The organism is Pedobacter panaciterrae (genome assembly GCF_013204795.1).
GTDB classification, from domain to species: domain Bacteria; phylum Bacteroidota; class Bacteroidia; order Sphingobacteriales; family Sphingobacteriaceae; genus Pedobacter; species Pedobacter panaciterrae.
The window spans coordinates 401240-420807 of sequence record NZ_JABMKW010000016.1 but is presented as its reverse complement, the minus strand read 5'-3'; the positions used below and the strand labels follow the sequence as shown (position 1 = coordinate 420807).

The window sequence follows — 19568 nt, the reverse complement described above, 5'->3', positions numbered from 1 at the left end:
GTAAATTAACGATGAAAAAATTTAATGAAGTAAAAGAGCTTGTAGCAGCTTTAGAAGCTGATGCCGACAAATTCTACAACAAGGCGAACAGCGCTGCAGGTACTCGTGTACGTAAAGGTATGCAAGATCTTAAGAACTTAGCTCAAACGATTCGTTTGGAGATTCAAGAAACAAAAAATAAAGGTTAGAACCACTTTATTTTTGTTTTGATGAATAAAAAAAGCGTCCCGAATTATCGCGACGCTTTTTTTATTGTATAATATTTTAAAACTTTCCGTCATCCTGAATTTATTTCAGGATCCCGCACTCGCTGGTCTGACTTTCTAATCCAGGATCCTGAAATAAATTCAGGATGACGATGGTGGTACAACTTAATACTAAGCTGTAATCTTTTTCGATTCGGCAATGATTGCCTCACGTATAGCAGGAGATACCTTAACCAAAGGAAGTCTAAGGTTATCATCACATACACCAAAATGTTTTAAGGCAGCTTTTGCGCCTGCCGGATTGCCTTCTACAAACATTAATCTGGTAAACTCGATTAAGCTAAGATGCAGCGGAAGTGCTTTAGCAAAATCACCAGCAAGGCATAATCTGATCATGTCAGACAGTTGCTTTGGCAATGCGTTTCCAATTACAGAAATTACACCCACGGCACCTAACGATATCATTGGCATTGCAACAGGATCATCGCCGGAAATTAACATAAAGTCGGCTGGTTTATCTCTCATGATCTGATTAAACTGATCAAAGTTTCCAGAAGCTTCTTTAATGGCAATGATGTTCTTTAAATCTGTAGCAAGGCGACAGGTCGTTTCGGCGCTGATATTGCTTCCTGTGCGTCCTGGTACGTTATACAACAAAATTGGTAGTGAGCTAGACTCACTAAGTGCTTTATAGTGTTGGTAAATGCCTTCCTGAGTTGGTTTATTATAGTATGGGCTGGCAGATAAAATGGCGTCGTAACCACTTACTTCAAAATCTTTTATGTTTTGCGCTATAACATTGGTGTCGTTGCCGCCAATACCGGCAATTAGTGGTAAACGGCCATTATTTATTTCTGCTGTAAATTCCCAGATCTTCTTTTTTTCGTCCTTATTGAGTGTTGATGCTTCTCCTGTTGTACCTAATGATACCAGGTATTCTACCTTTCCTTCGATCAGGTAGTTGATCAGGTTTTTCAACCCGTCAAAATCTACTGACCCATCTGCATTAAATGGTGTAACCAGTGCTACACCCGTTCCATGAAATTTGTTCATTGTTTAGTTATTATTTCAACATCTCTAATAAATCACCCTCTGAAATCAGTGGTACATTTAGTTTTTTCGCTTTATCCAGTTTAGACGGACCCATATTGTCGCCGGCAAGCAAATAATTAAGCTTGGCCGAAATGCCGCTTAAGATTTTGCCACCATTGCTTTCTATCAGATCCTTAAGTTCTTCTCTGCTATAATTTTCAAAAACGCCCGAAATTACAAATGTTTTTCCAGTTAATTTGTCACTTTGTAAAGCAATTTCATTTTCTATAGCTTCAAATTGAAGTCCGTAGGATTTTAAAAGCCCAATTTGATGTAAATGTTCCGGATTTCCAAAATATTCAATGATACTTTCTGCAATGCGCTGTCCGATTTCATCTATTGCGGTTAGTTCTTCGAGACTGGCTGTCGATAATTTCTCGATGTCTTTAGCGCCGAAAGCTAATTTTTTGGCTACAGTTTCGCCTACATACCTGATACCCAATCCGAACAATACTTTTTCAAAAGGCATCTGTTTAGACTCCTCAATACCTTTAAGCATATTTTCGATGGAACGTTCTCCAAAGCGGTCTAAGGTTTTCAGTTCTTCCGCTTTTTCATGAAGTGTATATAGATCGCTGATGTGTTTTACTAATCCCTTTTGATAAAATGTTTCTATGGTTTCGTCGCCAAGACCGTCTATATTCATTGCTTTTCTGCCAATAAAATGTTGGATCTTGCCTACAATTTGTGGCGGACAAGCTTCATCATTAGGGCAGTAGTAGGCAACTTCACCTTCTTTTCTAATCAGGGTCGATTGGCATTCAGGGCAAACTGAAGGGTAAATAATTTTAGGTGCACCGGCTTTGCGTTTATCCAGGTTCACATTAATTATTTTAGGGATAATCTCTCCGCCTTTTTCTACGAACACACTATCTCCCTCATGCAAATCCAATCTTTCAATCTCATTTGCATTGTGCAGGGTGGCCCTCTTTACAGTAGTGCCGGCAAGTTGCACCGGTTTTAAATTTGCTACAGGAGTAACAGCACCTGTGCGGCCCACCTGATAGGTTACCTTTTCCAGTATGGTCTCTACTTCTTCTGCTTTGAATTTAAATGAAATGGCCCAACGTGGAGATTTAGCTGTAAAGCCCAGTTCCTGTTGCTGTGCATAGCTGTTCACTTTAATTACAATGCCATCAATGTCATATGATAGTTTAAAACGCTCGGTTTCCCAATGCTTAATGAACAACAATACATCGTCAATGTTGCTAGCCAGTTTGGAATTGGTACTTACGTTGAATCCCCAGCTTTTTAAAGTCTGCAGGCTTTCCCAATGTGTTTTAAAATAATTTTTATCGGTATTTAGTGAGTACAGGAAGCAGTCAAGAGGGCGTCTGGCTACTTCTTTTGAGTCCTGCATTTTTACGGTTCCTGCGGCAAAATTTCTTGGGTTGGCATATTGGATCTCCCCAAGCTCTTCGCGTTCCTTATTTAGGCGCTCAAAAGCAGCACGGTGCATAAAGATTTCACCTCTGATCTCGAACAGAGGCGGTACTTCTTCATTTTTTAATTTATGAGGGATATTGTTAATGGTTTTAACATTGGTGGTTACATCATCGCCTTTGGTTCCGTCTCCGCGGGTAACTGCTCTTACAAGCCTGGTGTCTTCATAGGTCAGGCTAATAGAAAGTCCGTCAAATTTAAGTTCACAAACGTATTCAAAACTTTCGCCAATGGTTTTTCTTACCCGCTCATCAAAATCACGAAGATCTTGTTCGTTATAAGTGTTGCCCAATGAAAGCATTGGCCACCTGTGCTTTACAGTGGTAAATGTTTTGGTTATTTCGCCTCCAACTTTCAGGGTAGGAGAGTCGGGATCTGCAAATTCCGGATGCTCCTTTTCCAGCTTGCCAAGTTCCTCAAGTTTTTTGTCGAACTCGTAATCTGCAATGGTAGGCATTGCCAATACATAATAATTGTAACTGTGTTGGTTAAGCTCCTTAACCAATGCATCCATTTTATCTTTTATATCAAATAGTGACATAGAAGCGAAGATACAAATTAGCTTTAGGAGCTAATTGAGATTTATATGAAATATTTTTGATGTTGAGGATTCTAGTGGTTACCGGTGTTTAAATGTTGCTCCACATCGCTGAATATAGACATGTAATCATCTTCAATACTGGTCTTAAAAACAGAGAGTTTATCTGTTAATAATGCAAGTTGTGGTTCTGTAAATGGGCTGTCCCACAAACGCATACAAATGCGGTTCAGGGCATAAGAGATGTTCTCGATCTTCTGGTAACTAAACAGGTATCTGCTGGAAATAAAGCTGTTCAGGAATTTAAAGAATACCGTTGTGTCTGGTACACCACTTTTTTTCAGAAAAGAATCTATTGCTTGTTTATTGGCCTGGCCTAACTGCTCGTAAAAAGTATTAATGTTTACTGTTCCATGGATGGTTAGCAAATGATCTAGCACTAGCTCAAGACCAATATGAGCTAGGAAAAAAGGCTTAACAGGGCTATCTTTAAGTGCCGGTAAGATGATCTGTTTTAAGGTGTTGGTATGTAATTTAAAAAACTCCGATGAATGAAAAACAGCATCTACTGCAATGTGTCGGCCCCATCCAATAAGGATAGAATTTTCATCAGCATCAGATTCAAAAAGATGTTTTTCTTTTAGCGGATATAAGTTGCTGTCTTTCTGTGCATTCTTTACAAAATCTGGCAAAACAACTCCGATTACCATGTTTGCATCATGATTGTCTCTTTCAAAATAAAAATGCGACAAAAAGTTCATTGCCCTAAAAGTAGCTAATTTTGTTCAGTTTAAGCGTTTTTGAGGCGTATTGAATTTAAAGGATAACATAGGTTTTCCTATATTTGCGGCAAAAGGATATAAGAATGACCAATTTCGTTGAAGAGCTACGCTGGAGAGGCATGTTACAGGACATCATGCCGGGTACTGAAGATAAATTGAATGAAGGAATGACCTCAGGTTATATAGGATTTGACCCTACTGCTGATTCACTGCATGTAGGACATTTAACTCAGATCATGACGCTTATTCATTTTCAACGTGCCGGCCATAAGCCATATGCACTAGTAGGCGGAGCTACCGGCATGGTAGGTGATCCTTCAGGTAAATCTGACGAAAGAAATCTTCAAACCGAGGCCACAGTAGAACATAATCTAGCCGGAATGAAAAAACAGCTTTCTAAGTTTTTGAAATTCGAAGCGGCAGGTAATGGTGCAGTGATGGTGAACAATAATGACTGGTTCAAGGACATGAACCTGTTTACTTTTATCAGAGATGTAGGTAAACACATTACTGTAAACTATATGATGGCAAAAGATAGTGTTAAAAGAAGACTGGAAGGTGATTCGGGACTTTCTTTTACCGAATTCTGCTACCAGCTGATTCAGGGTTATGACTTTTACTATTTGTGGAAACACCACAATTGCCTGGTGCAAATGGGTGGTTCAGATCAATGGGGCAATATTGTTACCGGAACAGAACTCATCAGAAGGAAAGATGGCGGTACTGCATTTGCAGTGACTACCAATCTGATCAAAAAAGCTGATGGTACTAAGTTTGGTAAAACTGAAAGCGGGGCGGTATGGTTAGATGCAGCAAAAACGTCGCCTTACAAATTCTATCAGTTTTGGCTTAATGCTTCTGATGATGATACTAAAAAATGGATCAGAATTTTTACGCTTAAATCGCAAGAAGAAATAGAAAGCCTTGAGGCAGAGCACGACACTGCGCCACATTTGCGCGTTCTTCAAAAAGCATTGGCCGAGGATATAACCATCAGAACACATTCTGTTGAGGCATTGGAAACTGCAATTAAAACCTCTGAATTTTTATTTGGTAATGGTTCTTTGGAGTTTTTCAAAACTTTAAATGAAACACAGGTTTTAGAAATATTTGAAGGTATCCCTCAATTTGAAATTTCAAAATCGGAACTTGAACAAGGAATTGACGCCGCTACATTGCTTGCCGAAAAATCGAGCGTTTTTGCTTCTAAAGGCGAAGCGAAGAAATTGATACAAGGTGGCGGAGTATCTGTAAATAAAGAAAAGGTTGGTGATGCTCAGGCTGTTTTTAATGCTGAAAACCTATTGAATGATCAATTTATTATCGTTCAAAAAGGTAAAAAGAACTATTATCTGATAATAGCTAAATAATCAGAAAGCTAATTTACCAACAGGTTGCAGCCTCTGATATCAGCATTGTCAAAACGGCCTAGAACCTCAAAAGATCCATCTTCAAATACGCGGCCCAGATCCTGGGTCGCTATAAAAGAACAGGAATTGATGTTTGCAAGATCGATAACATTGATTCCTCCTGTTTTGTTGTTTGCGATCAGACTTAAAGGATCATTGGTATCCCTAAGGTTAATCTTCATCCAGGGAGGACAATTAAACACTCCATTTCCATAAGAATAGGCTTGCGATAAAAGTTCAGTCATGCCATATTCGCTATGGATGGCACTAACGCCAAAGCCATTCTGAAGTATTTCGTGTAATTCTTCTCTCACCATTTCTTTCCTTTTGCCTTTCATACCACCTGTTTCCATTACAATCAGTTCGGGGAAATCTATTTTGTACTGCTCAACAAAATCAAGCAGGGCATAAGTAACACCAATTAGAATGGTTTTCTGGCCAGAGGCTTGCAGCTCTTTTAGTTTTTGGAACAAATCATCATGATTGTGCAAGAAGTAACCACTGTCTTTATGTTTGCTCTGCTTTAGCAGCGCATCAACCATGTAGATTAAAGACGACCCATCCCGTTCCAGATAAGAAGGCAGTAGCGCAAGGAAACAAGTTTGTTCGGGTTTGCTGTAAAACTGCTCAAAAGCAAGGTTAAAGCTTTGTTCGTATACTTTAACATCGGTAACCAAATGTCTGCTTTGCAACATACCTGTAGTGCCTGAACTGCTAAAAATAATCTCAGTTTCGTCAGCAGAACTTAGTACCTCATGACTTTTAAAAAAGCTGATCGGCAAGTAAGGAATACGATCTGATGAAGATATCTCCTCAGGCTTAATCCTTAAATGAGATATGTATTCGCAATACACTGAACAATTTTTTGCCTGATGTTTAAATACTTCAAGGGATGCTTTTTCAAACTGTTCTTTAGTCTCAATAGAGAAAATTTGCCGGGTTAAATCTTTCACGTGTGCAAAAATACACAACAAAGTTTTAATTAAGAATTGGTTTTCTTGGTTAGAACAGCTTTTCTGAAATGATAACCACAAAAACCGCTTACTCCCGCTATAAATGCACCAAGCATAGCGCTCAATGCCAGCACCAATATCCATGAACTTACACCAAGCATTCCTGCTACCCTTAATGCTAAAACATTGTTGTTAGGTAAGCTTTTAAATAAAGCCATTCCTGTCCACAAGAGCAGGATCGCAAAAAAAGGCGACCATAAAGATATCTTTCCTGTTTTACCAATTAAACCGCATGTTGCAAATGAAATCACTACGATTATCCACCAGGGCAAAACCATTTGAAGTAAATAAGAGGCTATTAAAATTACAATAAATACCATGATGCTATTTTTTGGATATTTTTAATTTAGAGATTATTTTGGCCGATGGGTCATCAACAGATTGCATAAAGAAAAGGTCATACAGCTCGCCGTTAGCCCAGGTGTCGATCATATTGTCGTAGAATTTACTGCCAGGGTTGCCCGATTGTCCGCCCGGGAAAACGCCATGTCCTTTAGGTGTTTTTCCTAATTCAACAACCATTCGCCACGAGGGGCCATTGCTTTCGCTTAATGCATCTATGGTCATTTTACCACCACCAATCATTAATGTTTTAGAGCCGAAACCCGGTATTTTTGCCAGATGCGGAACATTGCTATGCTTAAAGTTGGCCCATTGCCATCTTTCGCCAATAGGCCCGTATTTACGTTCCAGGCTATCGCATGAATACTTAAAGGCCTCATTTACAAGATCACTTAACGTTTCTTTCTCTGGTGTCTTAATGTTATCGACCCATTTGGAATCTGGCTGTGTTAAAATCAGTTGTACGGTTCTGTCTCTGGAAGGATAGCGCATTGGAACACCGTCAATACTAAATTCATCATCCCAGATATTGTATTGAATGCGTTTGGTCCACAGATCAAAAATACTTGCTGCAACTTCTTTTGCATCGTAATGTTTATTCCAGGCAGACACTAAAGAGAACCCTTCTTTTTGTGTGGCGTTTAACTTGCTGCCATCTACCAAAGGTAAAATAGCGGGTAAGATATTTTGGGCATGGATGCTGTAAGTGTCGGTCTGCATCGTTCTGATGCTGTCGGCAGTAGCGTTAGTCATTACTGTTAACCTGTCGTTTATGCGTTTCGCCCGTTCATACGGACTAAATTCCCAGTTAATGTAATAAGGGTAAGTTTGATCGGTAGATGATTGATTGGCCGAACTAACAAAGTTTCTTGGAGGGTTCTTAACAGTTGGGTTTTGAGAAGCAGGAATCCATCCTTGCCAATCATTTTTAGGATCAGAACCATCCATAATAAATTTACCCTGATCTTTCCATTTTAGTGGGAACTTGCCATTTGCGGTAATGGCAATATCATTATCAACCGAAGCGAATACAAAGTTTTGTGCCGGAGCCGTATAATAAGTAAGTGCTTTGCGGTAATCGTTGTAGTTCTTGCCGCGATTTAGCAAATAGAAAGTTTTAAGCTCATTAGATTTATCATGAGCAATCCACCTTAGTGCATTTCCGATAGGAATATTTTGAGCCTTAGAAAACTTTTCTGGCTTCTGAAGATAAACTACCGGACCTTGGTGCGTATAATAAACGGTGTCTATTTCAGCTTTGCTACCCCTTATCAGGATCTTTTCAAGTCGGGTTGTGGTATTTTTCCACTCATTATTATACCAATAGCTTTTATGGGTATTGTCTTTGAATTTGATCTCATAAAAATCCAGCACATCTGCGGCTACATTGGTAACTCCCCAGGCAATATTTTGGTTAAAGCCTATAATTACTCCCGGTGCTCCCGGTAATGATACGCCATAGCTGTTTAGACCTGGAGCATGAAGTTGAATCTGGTACCAGATAGAAGGAAGGGTTAAATCAAGGTGAGGGTCGTTTGCTAAAATAGGGTAGCCGGATTTTGTTTTTGCACCTGATATGGCCCAGTTATTACTTCCAATTCCTTCTTCTTTTTGTTTGGTTTCTATATTTCCGGTTGTCATTTCCTTTAATGCATCAGCAGGCGGAGTAGGAACGGGCAGTGGATCAAAATCCCATTTGGTACCAGCAGGAATAATCGGATCTTCTTTGAAAGGGTAGTCAGGAAATAAATCTTTAACCACATCAGTGCCAAACTTCTTTCTGATATTGGTCATATAAAACTCATCGGAGCCCATTGCCAATACTGCCGACATCTGTTTTAGCAGTAATGCGCATTTTAAAGGAGTCCAGTCTTCAGGTTTAAAATCCAATAATTTATATTCAATGGGTAGTTTGGCCTGCGTTAAAGAATGTATATAGTCGTTTATACCAGCGGTATATGCCAGTATCATTTCTTTTGATTTCGGGTCGGTCATCATTCCTTCCAGAGATTTCTCAGCGCCATAAACCATACCCATCCTACGTTGATATTTATCAAGTTCTATGGCCTTTTTCCCTACCACTTCAGAGATGCGGCCGGCAGCAAAACGGGTTTGAAAGTCCATTTGCCATAAACGATGCATTGCTGTTACGTAACCCTGAGCATAATAAACATCGTGATCGTTTTGCGCAAAAATATGCGGAATCATCCTGTCGTCGAATGCGATATCAACATTCTGATAAGTAGCTTTTAGGGTAATTTTTCTATTTGGATTTACTGTATTTTTTTCTGCGTTTTGCCAAAAACCGGTAAAGGGATTCAGGAATTTCAGAAGAGGAGGGGTATCGCCAAATTTTGTATTGAGAGCATATGTTAATAGTATTGGGATAACAATGCAAATGAGGGCTTTTATTTTATTCATCATAGCTCAGTTAAAGGCACATCTAAAACATAAATGAAAGTATTTGATTACTACTTCCTTTGAATTTAAATTGACTTTGCAAGTTAACATAAAAGTTAAATCAATTGCAATCAAAATCCGATTTTGGCAATGAAATATTCATCAAAATTGGATTTGGAAAATTAAATTAATGTATTATATTTATAATAAATTAACCTTATATAAATTAACTGCATGAATAAAATTTTTACCAAAGCAATCTTTGCATTTTTATTGCTATGTATTACCGGTTTGGTAGCGCAGGCTCAAAATGTAACCATTAGTGGGTCTGTTTCCGATAAAGCCACTAAGGAACCAATACCAGGTGTTGGGATTACTGTCAAAGGAACTACAATAGCCACAGCCACTAATATGAGTGGTAAATACACACTTACCGTTAAGCAAGCCGCTCCATTTACAATCGTTATTTCTTATGTTGGATACGCTTCAATTGAGAAAGAAGTTACAGGAAATACTTCGAATCTGGACTTTGAGATAGAAACTGCTACCGTTTTAGGTCAGGAGGTGGTTATCTCTGCATCCAGAACTCCGGAGCGAATTCTTGAATCTCCGGTGTCTGTAGAGCGTATGGGCCCTGCCGTATTAAAAGAACTTTCTGCTCCCTCATTTTATGACGCCCTAACCAATATGAAAGGTGTTGAGATCAGTGCACAGAGTTTAACTTTTAAATCAATAAACACCAGAGGATTTAACTCTAATGGCAATACCCGTTTTAATCAGCTTGTTGATGGAATGGACAATCAGGCACCAGGATTAAATTTCTCTGTAGGAAATATTATTGGTATTTCAGATCTTGATCTGGATAACGTAGAGTTACTGCCGGGAGCATCTTCAGCGCTATATGGTGCGGGCGGTATCAGCGGTACCATGCTTATGACCTCAAAAAGCCCTTTTGATTACCAGGGAGCCAGCTTTTCTTATAAGTCGGGAATTAATCATGTAAATGATAACAATACCGGAAATCAGCAGTATAACCAGTTGGATGTACGTTTGGCAAAAGCCTGGAATAATAAGTTCGCTGTAAAAGCTACTTTCTCGTTCCTTCAGGCAAAAGACTGGCAGGCAGATAACTATAGCAACTTTGATCGCAATGGCCGCGCTTTTAAAGCAGGCGATAGGGCTTCAGATCCGGCTTATGATGGTATAAACGTTTATGGTGATGAAAGCTCGCAAAATATGAGAAGTATAGTTCAGCAAAGCATTGAGCCTACTATACGGGCGGGTATCTTAGCTGCATCTGGTGGAGCGTTTAATCCAAAAACGGTCCTTGATAATCTTCCTGCAGGAACAAGCTATCCTGCCTACCTGAACTTTATAAATGCAAATGTTCCGGCTCCATTGCGCCCTGCAGTATCTGGTCAGTATCTGCCATTCTATTTCGGGCTTAAAAATCAAACCATTCTTCCAAATCAGGAAGTAACAAGGACCGGTTATAATGAAAATGCACTGGTAGATTACAATACCCAATCGCTTAAAACTTCCGGATCGTTACACTACAGATTTACACCTACAATAGAAGGTATTGCCCAGATAAACTGGGGAACGGGTACTTCGGTATATACCGGTTCAGATCGTTACTCATTGCGTAACTTTAGCATCGGGCAATACAAATTAGAACTAAAAGGACAGGATTTCTTTGTAAGGGGTTATACCACACAAGAACGTTCGGGTGATTCATATATCTCCTCTATTTTAGGAGCATTCATCAACGAAGCTTCAAAAACATCACAAACATGGTACCCTCAATACATCAGTACATACATAGGAGCAAAATTGACCACTCCGGGAATTACTGATGCACAAGCCCATGCAGCTGCAAGAAATGTTGCCGATCAGGGACGCTTTGTGCCTGGTACCCCTCAGTTTGAAGCTGCAAAAGATAAAATTGTAAACAGTACCATTGCTTCGGGAACAGGTGCTAAATTCGACGATAAAACCAATCTATACCATTATGAGGGTATGTATAATTTCTCAAATGCACTTAATAATGTAGTTGAATTACAGGTTGGAGGTTCATACCGGATTTACCAATTGCGTTCAGGGGGAACTATTTTTGATGATCTTACCGATAAAATTGATATAAATGAATACGGTGCATTTGCCCAGATCGCTAAAAAAATGTTTGATGATAAATTCAAACTGGCTGTATCTGGCAGATATGATAAAAGCTCTAACTTTGATGGCCGTTTCACACCAAGAGTATCAGGAGTACTTACTGTAGCTCCGGATAATAACATCAGGGTATCATACCAAACAGGTTATCGGAATCCAACAACCCAAAACCAGTACATAGATTTGTCGGTAGCAGGTGGTTTACAAAGGCTTATTGGTGGTATACCTAGTATGTTGGAGAAATACCATATGCTTACAACAGATATTCCTTATACTGATGTAAGTTATCGCGCGTTCTTGGGTTCTGTAGCAGCTGGTGCTCCTAATCCTGCTCTGCTAAAACAATACAACTTTGATCCAAGAGGGGTTCGTCCTGAGAGCGTGCAGGCCTACGAAGTAGGGTATAAAGGATTGTTAGGATCAAGATTCCTGATAGATGCCTATGCTTACTACAATACTTATAAGAATTTCATTACAGCAGTGGATGTTTTTCAGCAAAACGACGATAATTCCTTCTCTAAATTTGGAGTACCTGTAAATGCAACCGGTAAAGTAACTTCTTACGGAGGCGCATTGGGCTTGGATTATTTAATAGGCGGTTATAACTTAAGCGGTAACGTATCTTACAACAAATTAGGCGACCTTCCTACAGATTATATTAATGATTTTAATACTCCGGAGATTCGTTATAATTTAGGTCTTGGTAACAAAGAGATCATTAAAAACTTTGGTTTTAATGTTAATTACCGCTGGCAAGATAAGTTTTACTGGAACTCATCATTTGCTTCAGGAGATGTTCCTTCATTCAATACAATTGATGCACAGGTTAACTTAAAAATACCTTCAGTAAAATCAATGGTTAAACTTGGGGGCTCAAACATATTAAATAAATATTACTTTACTTCTTATGGTAACCCTTCTGTAGGCGCACTTTACTACATAGGATTTACATTTAACCCATAAAATCAAATTAACACAGCTCTTCATCAATTAATTAGTTTTATAAAAGAGCCCTGACAGCAATGTCAGGGCCTTTTTTATGCGTATATTTTTATATAATAATAATCCTTTGGTTTTAATAGAAAATTTAACACTTTAGTATGTACAGAATACACGATCTATTACATGATCAAAAGGGGGGCAAATTTTTACTAAAGCGATTTTTCATGGAAGAAAATAAAGAAATAATAAATAATATAATCACAAAGGAAATTGTTGAGGAGCAAGTTCAGCATTTAAACAATCCGGTAACGGATATAAAACCAATAGTTAAAAAATATCTTAGTCCGGTACAAAGTGTTACCACAGTTGGAAACAAATTTTTCTTTGCTGATGGGGATGCTAAAGTTGAAATCAGAGTGGTAAGCGACGAAATCATCAGAGTTAGACTGGCACCACATGGTGTTTTTCTGGATGATTTCTCTTATGCAGTTCCGGTGGTAGACCAAAAGGTAACCACATTTAAATTCGAAGAACTGCCAGAGTATTATGCGATATCAACCAATACTGTTACCTGTAAAGTAAGAAAAGACGATTTCCACATCTCTTTCACAGATAATCTGAACCAGAAGGTGATGAGTGAAGATGCCACACCAATGCACTGGGAAGAAAATATAGAATTTGGTGGTTACTATGTATATGCCACTAAAAAGTGTGGGTCGGAAGAGAACTTCTTTGGTCTTGGCGATAAATCAGGAAACATGAACCTTAGAGGGCGTCATTTCCAAAACTGGAATACCGATGCATACTCATTTGGATGGGATCAGGATCCATTGTACCGTACCATTCCATTTTATGTTGGCGTAAATGAGCAGGCGGCTTACGGTATTTTCTTCGATAATACCTTCCGTTCTTATTTCGATTTTGGAAGAGAAGACAACTCCAAAACCAGTTTCTGGGCAGATGGAGGTGAATTACAATACTATTACATCCACGGCCCGCATATGATGGACGTGGTAAAAAGATATCAGACCCTAACCGGAACGCATCCAATGCCTCCGAAATGGGCCTTAGGTTATCACCAGTGTAGGTGGAGTTACTATCCTGAAAAGAAGGTTAAAGAAATAGCAGAAGGCTTTAGATCACGTAATATTCCATGCGATGCCATTTATCTGGATATCGATTATATGGATGGCTACCGTTGCTTTACCTGGAACAAAAGCCACTTTCCTGATCCTAAAAGGATGATTAAGGAACTTGCAAACGATGGTTTCAAAACCGTTGTTATGATAGATCCGGGAATTAAAGTCGATGATAACTACTGGGTATTTAAAGAAGGTAAGGAAAACAACTATTTCTGTCGCCGTAGCGACGACTACTTTATGGAAGGCCACGTATGGCCGGGAAGATGCCAGTTTCCTGATTTTACCAACCCAACCGTAAGAGAATGGTGGGGTAACTTATACAAAGAATTAGTAGATATAGGTGTTGCAGGAGTATGGAATGATATGAACGAGCCGGCAGTATTCGGTTCAGGAACATTCCCTAACGATGTAAGACATAACTATGATGGTTATAGAGGTTCGCATCGCAAAGCACATAATGTGTATGGTATGCAGATGGTACGTTCAACTTACGACGGCTTGAAAAAGCTAATGCGTAATAAGCGTCCGTTTACCATTACCCGGGCGGGATATTCTGGTATGCAGCGCTATGGTTGTGTGTGGACCGGTGATAACGTGGCTACATGGGAACACTTAAAAATTGGTAATATCCAATGTCAGCGCATGTCAGTTTCAGGGGTACCTTTTTGCGGAACCGATATAGGAGGTTTCAGTGGAGAGCCTGATCCGGAATTATTTACCAGATGGATCCAACTGGGTACCTTCTCTCCGTTTATGCGTGCACACTCTGCCGGTGATACAGCTGAAAGAGAACCATGGAGTTTCGGAGAACCATATACCAGCATTAACAGAACATACATTGAATTAAGATACAGGTTGCTTCCTTATTTATATTCGGTATTCTGGGAGCATCACCGTTATGGTTTCCCAATTTTAAGACCATTGGTAATGCTTGAGCAAGAGAACATCAGCAATGGTTACCGCCAGGATGAGTTTACATTTGGTGATAAAATATTGGTTTGCCCTGTTTTAGAGCAAGGTGCAGCATCCCGTATGGTTTATCTGCCAAAAGGAAAATGGTATAACTTCTGGACGCATGAGGTATTAACCGGAGAGAGCGAGCATAGCATTGCTACACCATTAGATCATATGCCATTATTTGTTAGAGCAGGTTCCGTAATTCCGGAATATCCTGTAATGCAATATGTTGGCGAAAAGGACATTGACGAGGTATTGCTGAATGTTTATTTTTCTGATTATGAAGTGAACTCGTTCTTGTACGAAGATCATGGTGATACATTTGCTTATGAGCAGGACATTTACTCAGAGAAAAAATTCAGTGTTAAAGGAACGCAGTATGCGTTAACTATTGAGCAGTCGAGAAGTGGGTTGTATACACCTAATTACGAGTTGTACAATTACAACATTGTTGGCTTGCCGTTCAACGTCAATAAGATCACGGTTGATGATCATGAAGTCGCCGATTATACATTGGATGAGCGTAATTGCTTGCGTTTTAAATCAAATAAAAATTTCACCACAATAAAAATCTATAATTAATGGAAGTGCTTGCCTACAGTTTATTTAGCGATTTTGATATCTCATTATTTATTTCAGGCAAGCATTTTCGGTTGTATGAGAAATTTGGTGCACACCTAATACAACACAATAAAACGGAAGGAACTTACTTTGCTGTCTGGGCACCTAATGCCCAGGCAGTAAATGTTACCGGAAATTTTAACCAATGGAACAAAACATCGCACCAGCTTAACAGGCGGTTAGATTCTTCTGGTATATGGGAGGGTTTTATCCCGAACATTGGCAAAGGCGAAGTTTATAAATACGCCATTAAAGGTTTTGATGGCAGCGATATAGAAAAAGGCGATCCCTTTGCTACCAAATGGGAGCATCCACCAAGAACTGCTTCTATTGTATGGGATACAGATTATACCTGGAAAGATAAAACATGGCTCAATAAGCGCCCAAAAGCAAATGCACTGAATACACCTATGTCGGTTTATGAAGTACATCTTGGCTCATGGCAGCGCGACCCATCAGAACCAAAAAGGGTATTAACCTACAAAGAAATAGCAGTAAGCCTGGTGCCTTATGTATTAGATATGGGCTTTACCCATGTAGAGCTGATGCCTATTATGGAGTATCCATATTACCCATCATGGGGGTACCAGATTACAGGTTATTTTGCAGCAAGCTCCAGGCATGGAACTCCGCAGGAGTTAATGTTTTTGATAGAAGAACTGCATAAAAACAATATCGGTGTGATACTGGACTGGGTTCCTTCGCATTTTCCCGGCGATGCTCATGGGCTTTTCAAATTTGATGGTACCCATTTGTATGAGCATGCCGATATGCGCAAAGGCTTTCATCCCGATTGGAAATCATACATCTTTAATTACGACAGAAATGAAGTACGGTCTTTCCTGATCAGTAATGCAATGTACTGGTTAGATAAATTCCACGCTGATGGATTACGTGTAGATGCGGTGGCATCGATGCTCTATTTTGATTTCTCCAGAAAGGCCGAAGAAGCAGCTACCAACGAGTTTGGGGGCAGCGAGAACCTTGGTGCAACATTATTCCTTAAAGACCTTAATGAAGCTGTGTATGGCTCCTTTGAAGGTGTCCATACCATCGCAGAAGAAAGCAGTACTTATCCGGGGGTAACACATCCTGTGTTTGCCGGCGGACTGGGTTTTGGAATGAAATGGATGATGGGCTGGATGAATGATACGTTAAAATACTTTAAAAACGATCCGCTTAACAGAAAATACCATCATCATCAACTCACTTTTAGCATTACTTACGCCTTTAGTGAAAATTTTATGCTGCCTTTTTCTCATGATGAGGTAGTGCATGGCAAATCTTCAATGATTTATAAGATGCCAGGCGATGAGTGGCAAAAATTTGCCAACCTGCGTGTGCTATATGCATATATGTTTACCCAACCGGGTACCAAGTTACTTTTTATGGGTAATGAGTTTGCTCAAACACACGAATGGGATTTTAAGAACTCGTTAGATTGGCATCTGTTGCAGCATCCTCCTCATTTGGGAATGCAGAAAACCGTTAGGGCCATCAATAAACTATACAAATCTGAACCGGCGCTATATGAGCACAGCTTTTCGCATGAGGGCTTTGAATGGATCAATGCCGATGATGCCCAGCATTCGGTTTACATTTACCTTAGGAAAGGTCTAAAAGCAAAAGACACACTTATTGTGATCCTGAATCTTACTCCTGTTTTCCGTGAGAATTATCTTGTAGGTTTGCCGTTTAAGGCTAAATGGAAAGAAATATTCAATACGGATGCCGAGGAGTTTTTTGGAAGTGGAAAGTTGAATGAAGCAGTGTTGCTGCCATTAAAAGAGAACTGCCATGGAAGGGAGTATTCTATTTCTTTAAATATTCCTCCATTGGGCGCACTGGTTTTAAAGCAAGCTAAATAATCTTATTTCAGTATTTTATTATAACCCCTCAATGGCCAATATACATTTTTCAGAAGAAGGTAAACATGCAGAAACCCCTCTTAAGAAAGCGAACTATAAATCTTTTGTCCTATGGATTGGTATAGTTGTGGTTTTAGGTGTTGGCTTGTTTATTTGGGCACCATGGTCTTCGGGCTTGTATAATAAATATGAGATCAGCAAACAAATGTCGGTAACAGAGCGTGGTGAAAGTGCCGGCGTGCTTAATAAAGCGGCTGAACTATATAACGCAGGAGACTATACTGCTGCACGTAAGATCATGCAAAGAGAATACATGAGTAACCCGCAGGATCCGCTGCTTTCTTATTATTTTTCTATTACGCTGATAAAGAATTCCCAGGAACATGAGGCAAGAACCGTACTTAAGAAATTGTACGAAGGAGAGTCAGCGTTTAAATACGATGCTGCCTATTATGTGGCATTGAGTTATATTAAACAAGACAACAAAAAAGAGGCCTTAATTTGGTTATCCAAAATCCCACAAGGTACCCCGAATTACCAAAAAGCGAAAGAACTTTCAGGTAAACTGTAAATCAATTATTAATGAATATCCTAGATCAGGATAGTGCGTGAACTACAATAGGCGTAATTTAAATTTTGCTGATACGTTGCTTTTCTTTTGGGTAAATTTTACTTTTTGTTTGCTTCAGCAAGAGGAAAGCAAAACAATAGCAAAAAAAATTGTACATAAACATTACACATTATGTCAATGCGTTTCATGGATAGATCTATGAACTCTTAAGTGTGTTTTAAGATTAAACTTTCAATAAGTTTTGAAAGTTTAATAATTTGTTCTTACATTTGATCTATGAAAAGCTTAAAAAACCACTTGATCCTTTTTGATGCAGAATGCCCAATGTGCAAGCTGTATACCAAAGGTTTTACTAAGGTTGGAATGCTTGATCCGACAGGAGCACAACCTTATCAGAACATGCCTCAAAATGTTTGTCCTTATGTAGACCAGCAGCGGGCGGTGAATGAAATTGCACTGGTTGATACTGAAACAGGGCAGGTAACATACGGCATAAACAGTTTGTTTAAAGTGCTCGCAAACTCAATCCCGTTGTTAGGGCCACTCTTTTCTCTTAAACCTTTTATCTGGATAATGAGTAAGGTATACGCTTTTGTATCTTACAATAGAAAAGTAATTATACCTGCTGAAATTACAGAAGATAGCTTTGCAATTCAGCCTACTTTTAAATTGAGGTATCGCATTGCATATTTAATATTCACCTGGTTTATGGCCAGTTTTATACTTACACATTATGTGGGTTTATTAAAAGAGCTAATGCCTGTTGGTAGTACCTATAGAGAGTATTTTATTTGTGGCGGACAAATTGTTTTTCAGGCAATTGTGGTAAGCATTATGGCATGGGATAAAAAGTGGGAGTACCTGGGTAATATGATGACGATATCTTTTGCCGGATCTTTATTGCTGGTACCTGCTTTGTTGATGGCTAAGTTTTTGGTATTGCCTGCACTTTTTTACGCTGCTTATTTTATGGGAGTGGCCGGCATTATGTTTCTGGAACATTTTAGACGAATGGGTATTTTAAAACTAGGATATATACCTACCTTAACCTGGGTGCTGTACAGAATAGTTGTTCTTTTACTGATCCTCTTTATCTAAAGAATATGAAATACGCAAAAATAGTTCTGGCTGGAGGTAACGGTTATCTGGGTAGTGTTTTAGCTAACTACTATAAAACCATTGCCAGGCACGTGGTGATCCTCAGCAGAAAAAGTAAAGCTGCTGAAGATAATGTGGAAACAGTTTTATGGGACGGAAGAACTGAAGGGCAGTGGACCGAAACGCTTAAGGATGCAGATATGCTGATCAATCTTTGCGGGAAAAATGTAAACTGCCGTTATAATGAAAAGAATAGGGAAGAAATCATTGCCTCAAGAACAGTACCCACCAGATTGTTAAATAAAGTAATTGCCGAAATGGCTAACCCTCCAAAACTTTGGATCAATGTAACTTCTGCTACAATTTATCGCCATGCGGAAGATCATTCACAGGATGAATATACGGGAGAAATTGGTTATGGCTTTTCTATTGATGTGTGTAAACAATGGGAAGCTTCATTCTTTGAAACAGAAACAGCTTTAACACCTAAAGTTGCATTGCGGATGGGCATTGTTTTAGGTAGAAATGACAGCGTGTTCCCTCGTCTGCTTAACCTTGTTAAATTCGGTTTGGGCGGCCATCAGGGCGATGGACAACAATATGTTTCATGGATTCATGAACATGATGTAGCCAGGTGTACCGAATGGTTATTGAATAACGAAGGACTTGTGGGTGTGGTTAATTGTGTCGCCCCGCTGGCAGTTAAAAATACAGAACTGATGCGCTTGATCCGTAAGGCTTTTGGTATTCCATTTGGATTGCCTAGTCCGCAGTGGTTATTGGAAATAGGTATGCTTTTGATAGGTTCAGAAACAGAATTGGTTTTAAAGAGCAGGTGGGTAGTACCAAATCGTTTGCTTGAATCAGGTTTTGTATTTCAGTTTCCTAATGCAAAACATGCTATTCATGATATTTTGAGCATAAGGGTCTAATGGTGTTTCATAAGGGGTTCTATATCTGAGTGGTTATCAG

Annotated in this window: 14 protein-coding genes; 8 read left to right on the top strand and 6 right to left on the bottom strand. The window is 39.2% G+C overall.

Features of this window, described 5'->3' with window-relative positions; all coding sequences use genetic code 11:
- Nucleotides 1–11: 11 nt before the first annotated feature.
- On the top strand, nucleotides 12–188 hold the full coding sequence (locus tag HQN86_RS09730) for a hypothetical protein (protein WP_048904203.1): 177 nt from the start codon (nucleotides 12–14) through the stop codon (nucleotides 186–188).
- 189 nt (nucleotides 189–377) lie between these two features.
- On the opposite strand, the gene dapA is transcribed toward HQN86_RS09730, so the two are convergent.
- The 3 genes from dapA to HQN86_RS09715 all read right to left on the bottom strand — a co-directional run bounded on the left by dapA (nucleotide 378) and on the right by HQN86_RS09715 (nucleotide 4040).
- Nucleotides 378–1259 (bottom strand): 4-hydroxy-tetrahydrodipicolinate synthase, encoded by an 882-nt coding sequence (gene dapA, locus HQN86_RS09725; protein ID WP_172660794.1) that lies wholly within the window; start codon nucleotides 1257–1259, stop codon nucleotides 378–380.
- Between the two features lie 10 nt (nucleotides 1260–1269).
- Nucleotides 1270–3282, bottom strand: coding sequence for an NAD-dependent DNA ligase LigA (ligA, locus tag HQN86_RS09720; RefSeq protein ID WP_172660793.1), 2013 nt, complete (start codon nucleotides 3280–3282; stop codon nucleotides 1270–1272).
- A gap of 71 nt (nucleotides 3283–3353) precedes the next feature.
- Complete coding sequence (locus HQN86_RS09715) at nucleotides 3354–4040, bottom strand: ACP phosphodiesterase (protein WP_172660792.1); 687 nt, start codon at nucleotides 4038–4040, stop codon at nucleotides 3354–3356.
- A gap of 104 nt (nucleotides 4041–4144) precedes the next feature.
- Here HQN86_RS09715 and tyrS point away from each other — a divergent pair, with 104 nt between their 5' ends.
- Complete coding sequence (gene tyrS, locus HQN86_RS09710; RefSeq protein WP_172660791.1) at nucleotides 4145–5431, top strand: tyrosine--tRNA ligase; 1287 nt, start codon at nucleotides 4145–4147, stop codon at nucleotides 5429–5431.
- Between the two features lie 8 nt (nucleotides 5432–5439).
- Here tyrS and HQN86_RS09705 read toward each other — a convergent pair whose 3' ends face one another.
- From HQN86_RS09705 to HQN86_RS09695, 3 genes are read right to left on the bottom strand one after another with little or no spacing between them, the layout of a single operon-like run.
- On the bottom strand, nucleotides 5440–6423 hold the full coding sequence (locus tag HQN86_RS09705; protein ID WP_317171687.1) for a LuxE/PaaK family acyltransferase: 984 nt from the start codon (nucleotides 6421–6423) through the stop codon (nucleotides 5440–5442).
- A 29-nt stretch (nucleotides 6424–6452) separates the two neighbouring features.
- Nucleotides 6453–6803 (bottom strand): hypothetical protein, encoded by a 351-nt coding sequence (locus tag HQN86_RS09700; RefSeq protein WP_172660789.1) that lies wholly within the window; start codon nucleotides 6801–6803, stop codon nucleotides 6453–6455.
- A 4-nt stretch (nucleotides 6804–6807) separates the two neighbouring features.
- Complete coding sequence (locus HQN86_RS09695) at nucleotides 6808–9249, bottom strand: penicillin acylase family protein (protein ID WP_317171686.1); 2442 nt, start codon at nucleotides 9247–9249, stop codon at nucleotides 6808–6810.
- A gap of 210 nt (nucleotides 9250–9459) precedes the next feature.
- Here HQN86_RS09695 and HQN86_RS09690 point away from each other — a divergent pair, with 210 nt between their 5' ends.
- From HQN86_RS09690 to HQN86_RS09665, 6 genes are all read left to right on the top strand, one after another.
- Nucleotides 9460–12360: a TonB-dependent receptor gene (locus HQN86_RS09690; protein WP_172660788.1), complete on the top strand. Its 2901-nt coding sequence runs from the start codon at nucleotides 9460–9462 to the stop codon at nucleotides 12358–12360.
- Nucleotides 12361–12563: 203 nt separating this feature from the next.
- Nucleotides 12564–15020, top strand: a complete 2457-nt coding sequence (locus HQN86_RS09685) for a glycoside hydrolase family 31 protein (protein ID WP_172660787.1) — start codon at nucleotides 12564–12566, stop codon at nucleotides 15018–15020.
- On the top strand, nucleotides 15020–16927 hold the full coding sequence (gene glgB, locus HQN86_RS09680; protein ID WP_172660786.1) for a 1,4-alpha-glucan branching protein GlgB: 1908 nt from the start codon (nucleotides 15020–15022) through the stop codon (nucleotides 16925–16927). Before HQN86_RS09685 ends, glgB begins: the two co-directional genes overlap by 1 nt.
- A 31-nt stretch (nucleotides 16928–16958) precedes the next feature.
- Nucleotides 16959–17498, top strand: coding sequence for a tetratricopeptide repeat protein (locus HQN86_RS09675; RefSeq protein WP_172660785.1), 540 nt, complete (start codon nucleotides 16959–16961; stop codon nucleotides 17496–17498).
- A 276-nt stretch (nucleotides 17499–17774) separates the two neighbouring features.
- Complete coding sequence (locus tag HQN86_RS09670) at nucleotides 17775–18596, top strand: thiol-disulfide oxidoreductase DCC family protein (protein WP_172660784.1); 822 nt, start codon at nucleotides 17775–17777, stop codon at nucleotides 18594–18596.
- 5 nt (nucleotides 18597–18601) lie between these two features.
- Nucleotides 18602–19528, top strand: coding sequence for a TIGR01777 family oxidoreductase (locus HQN86_RS09665; RefSeq protein ID WP_172660783.1), 927 nt, complete (start codon nucleotides 18602–18604; stop codon nucleotides 19526–19528).
- Nucleotides 19529–19568 lie beyond the last annotated feature (40 nt).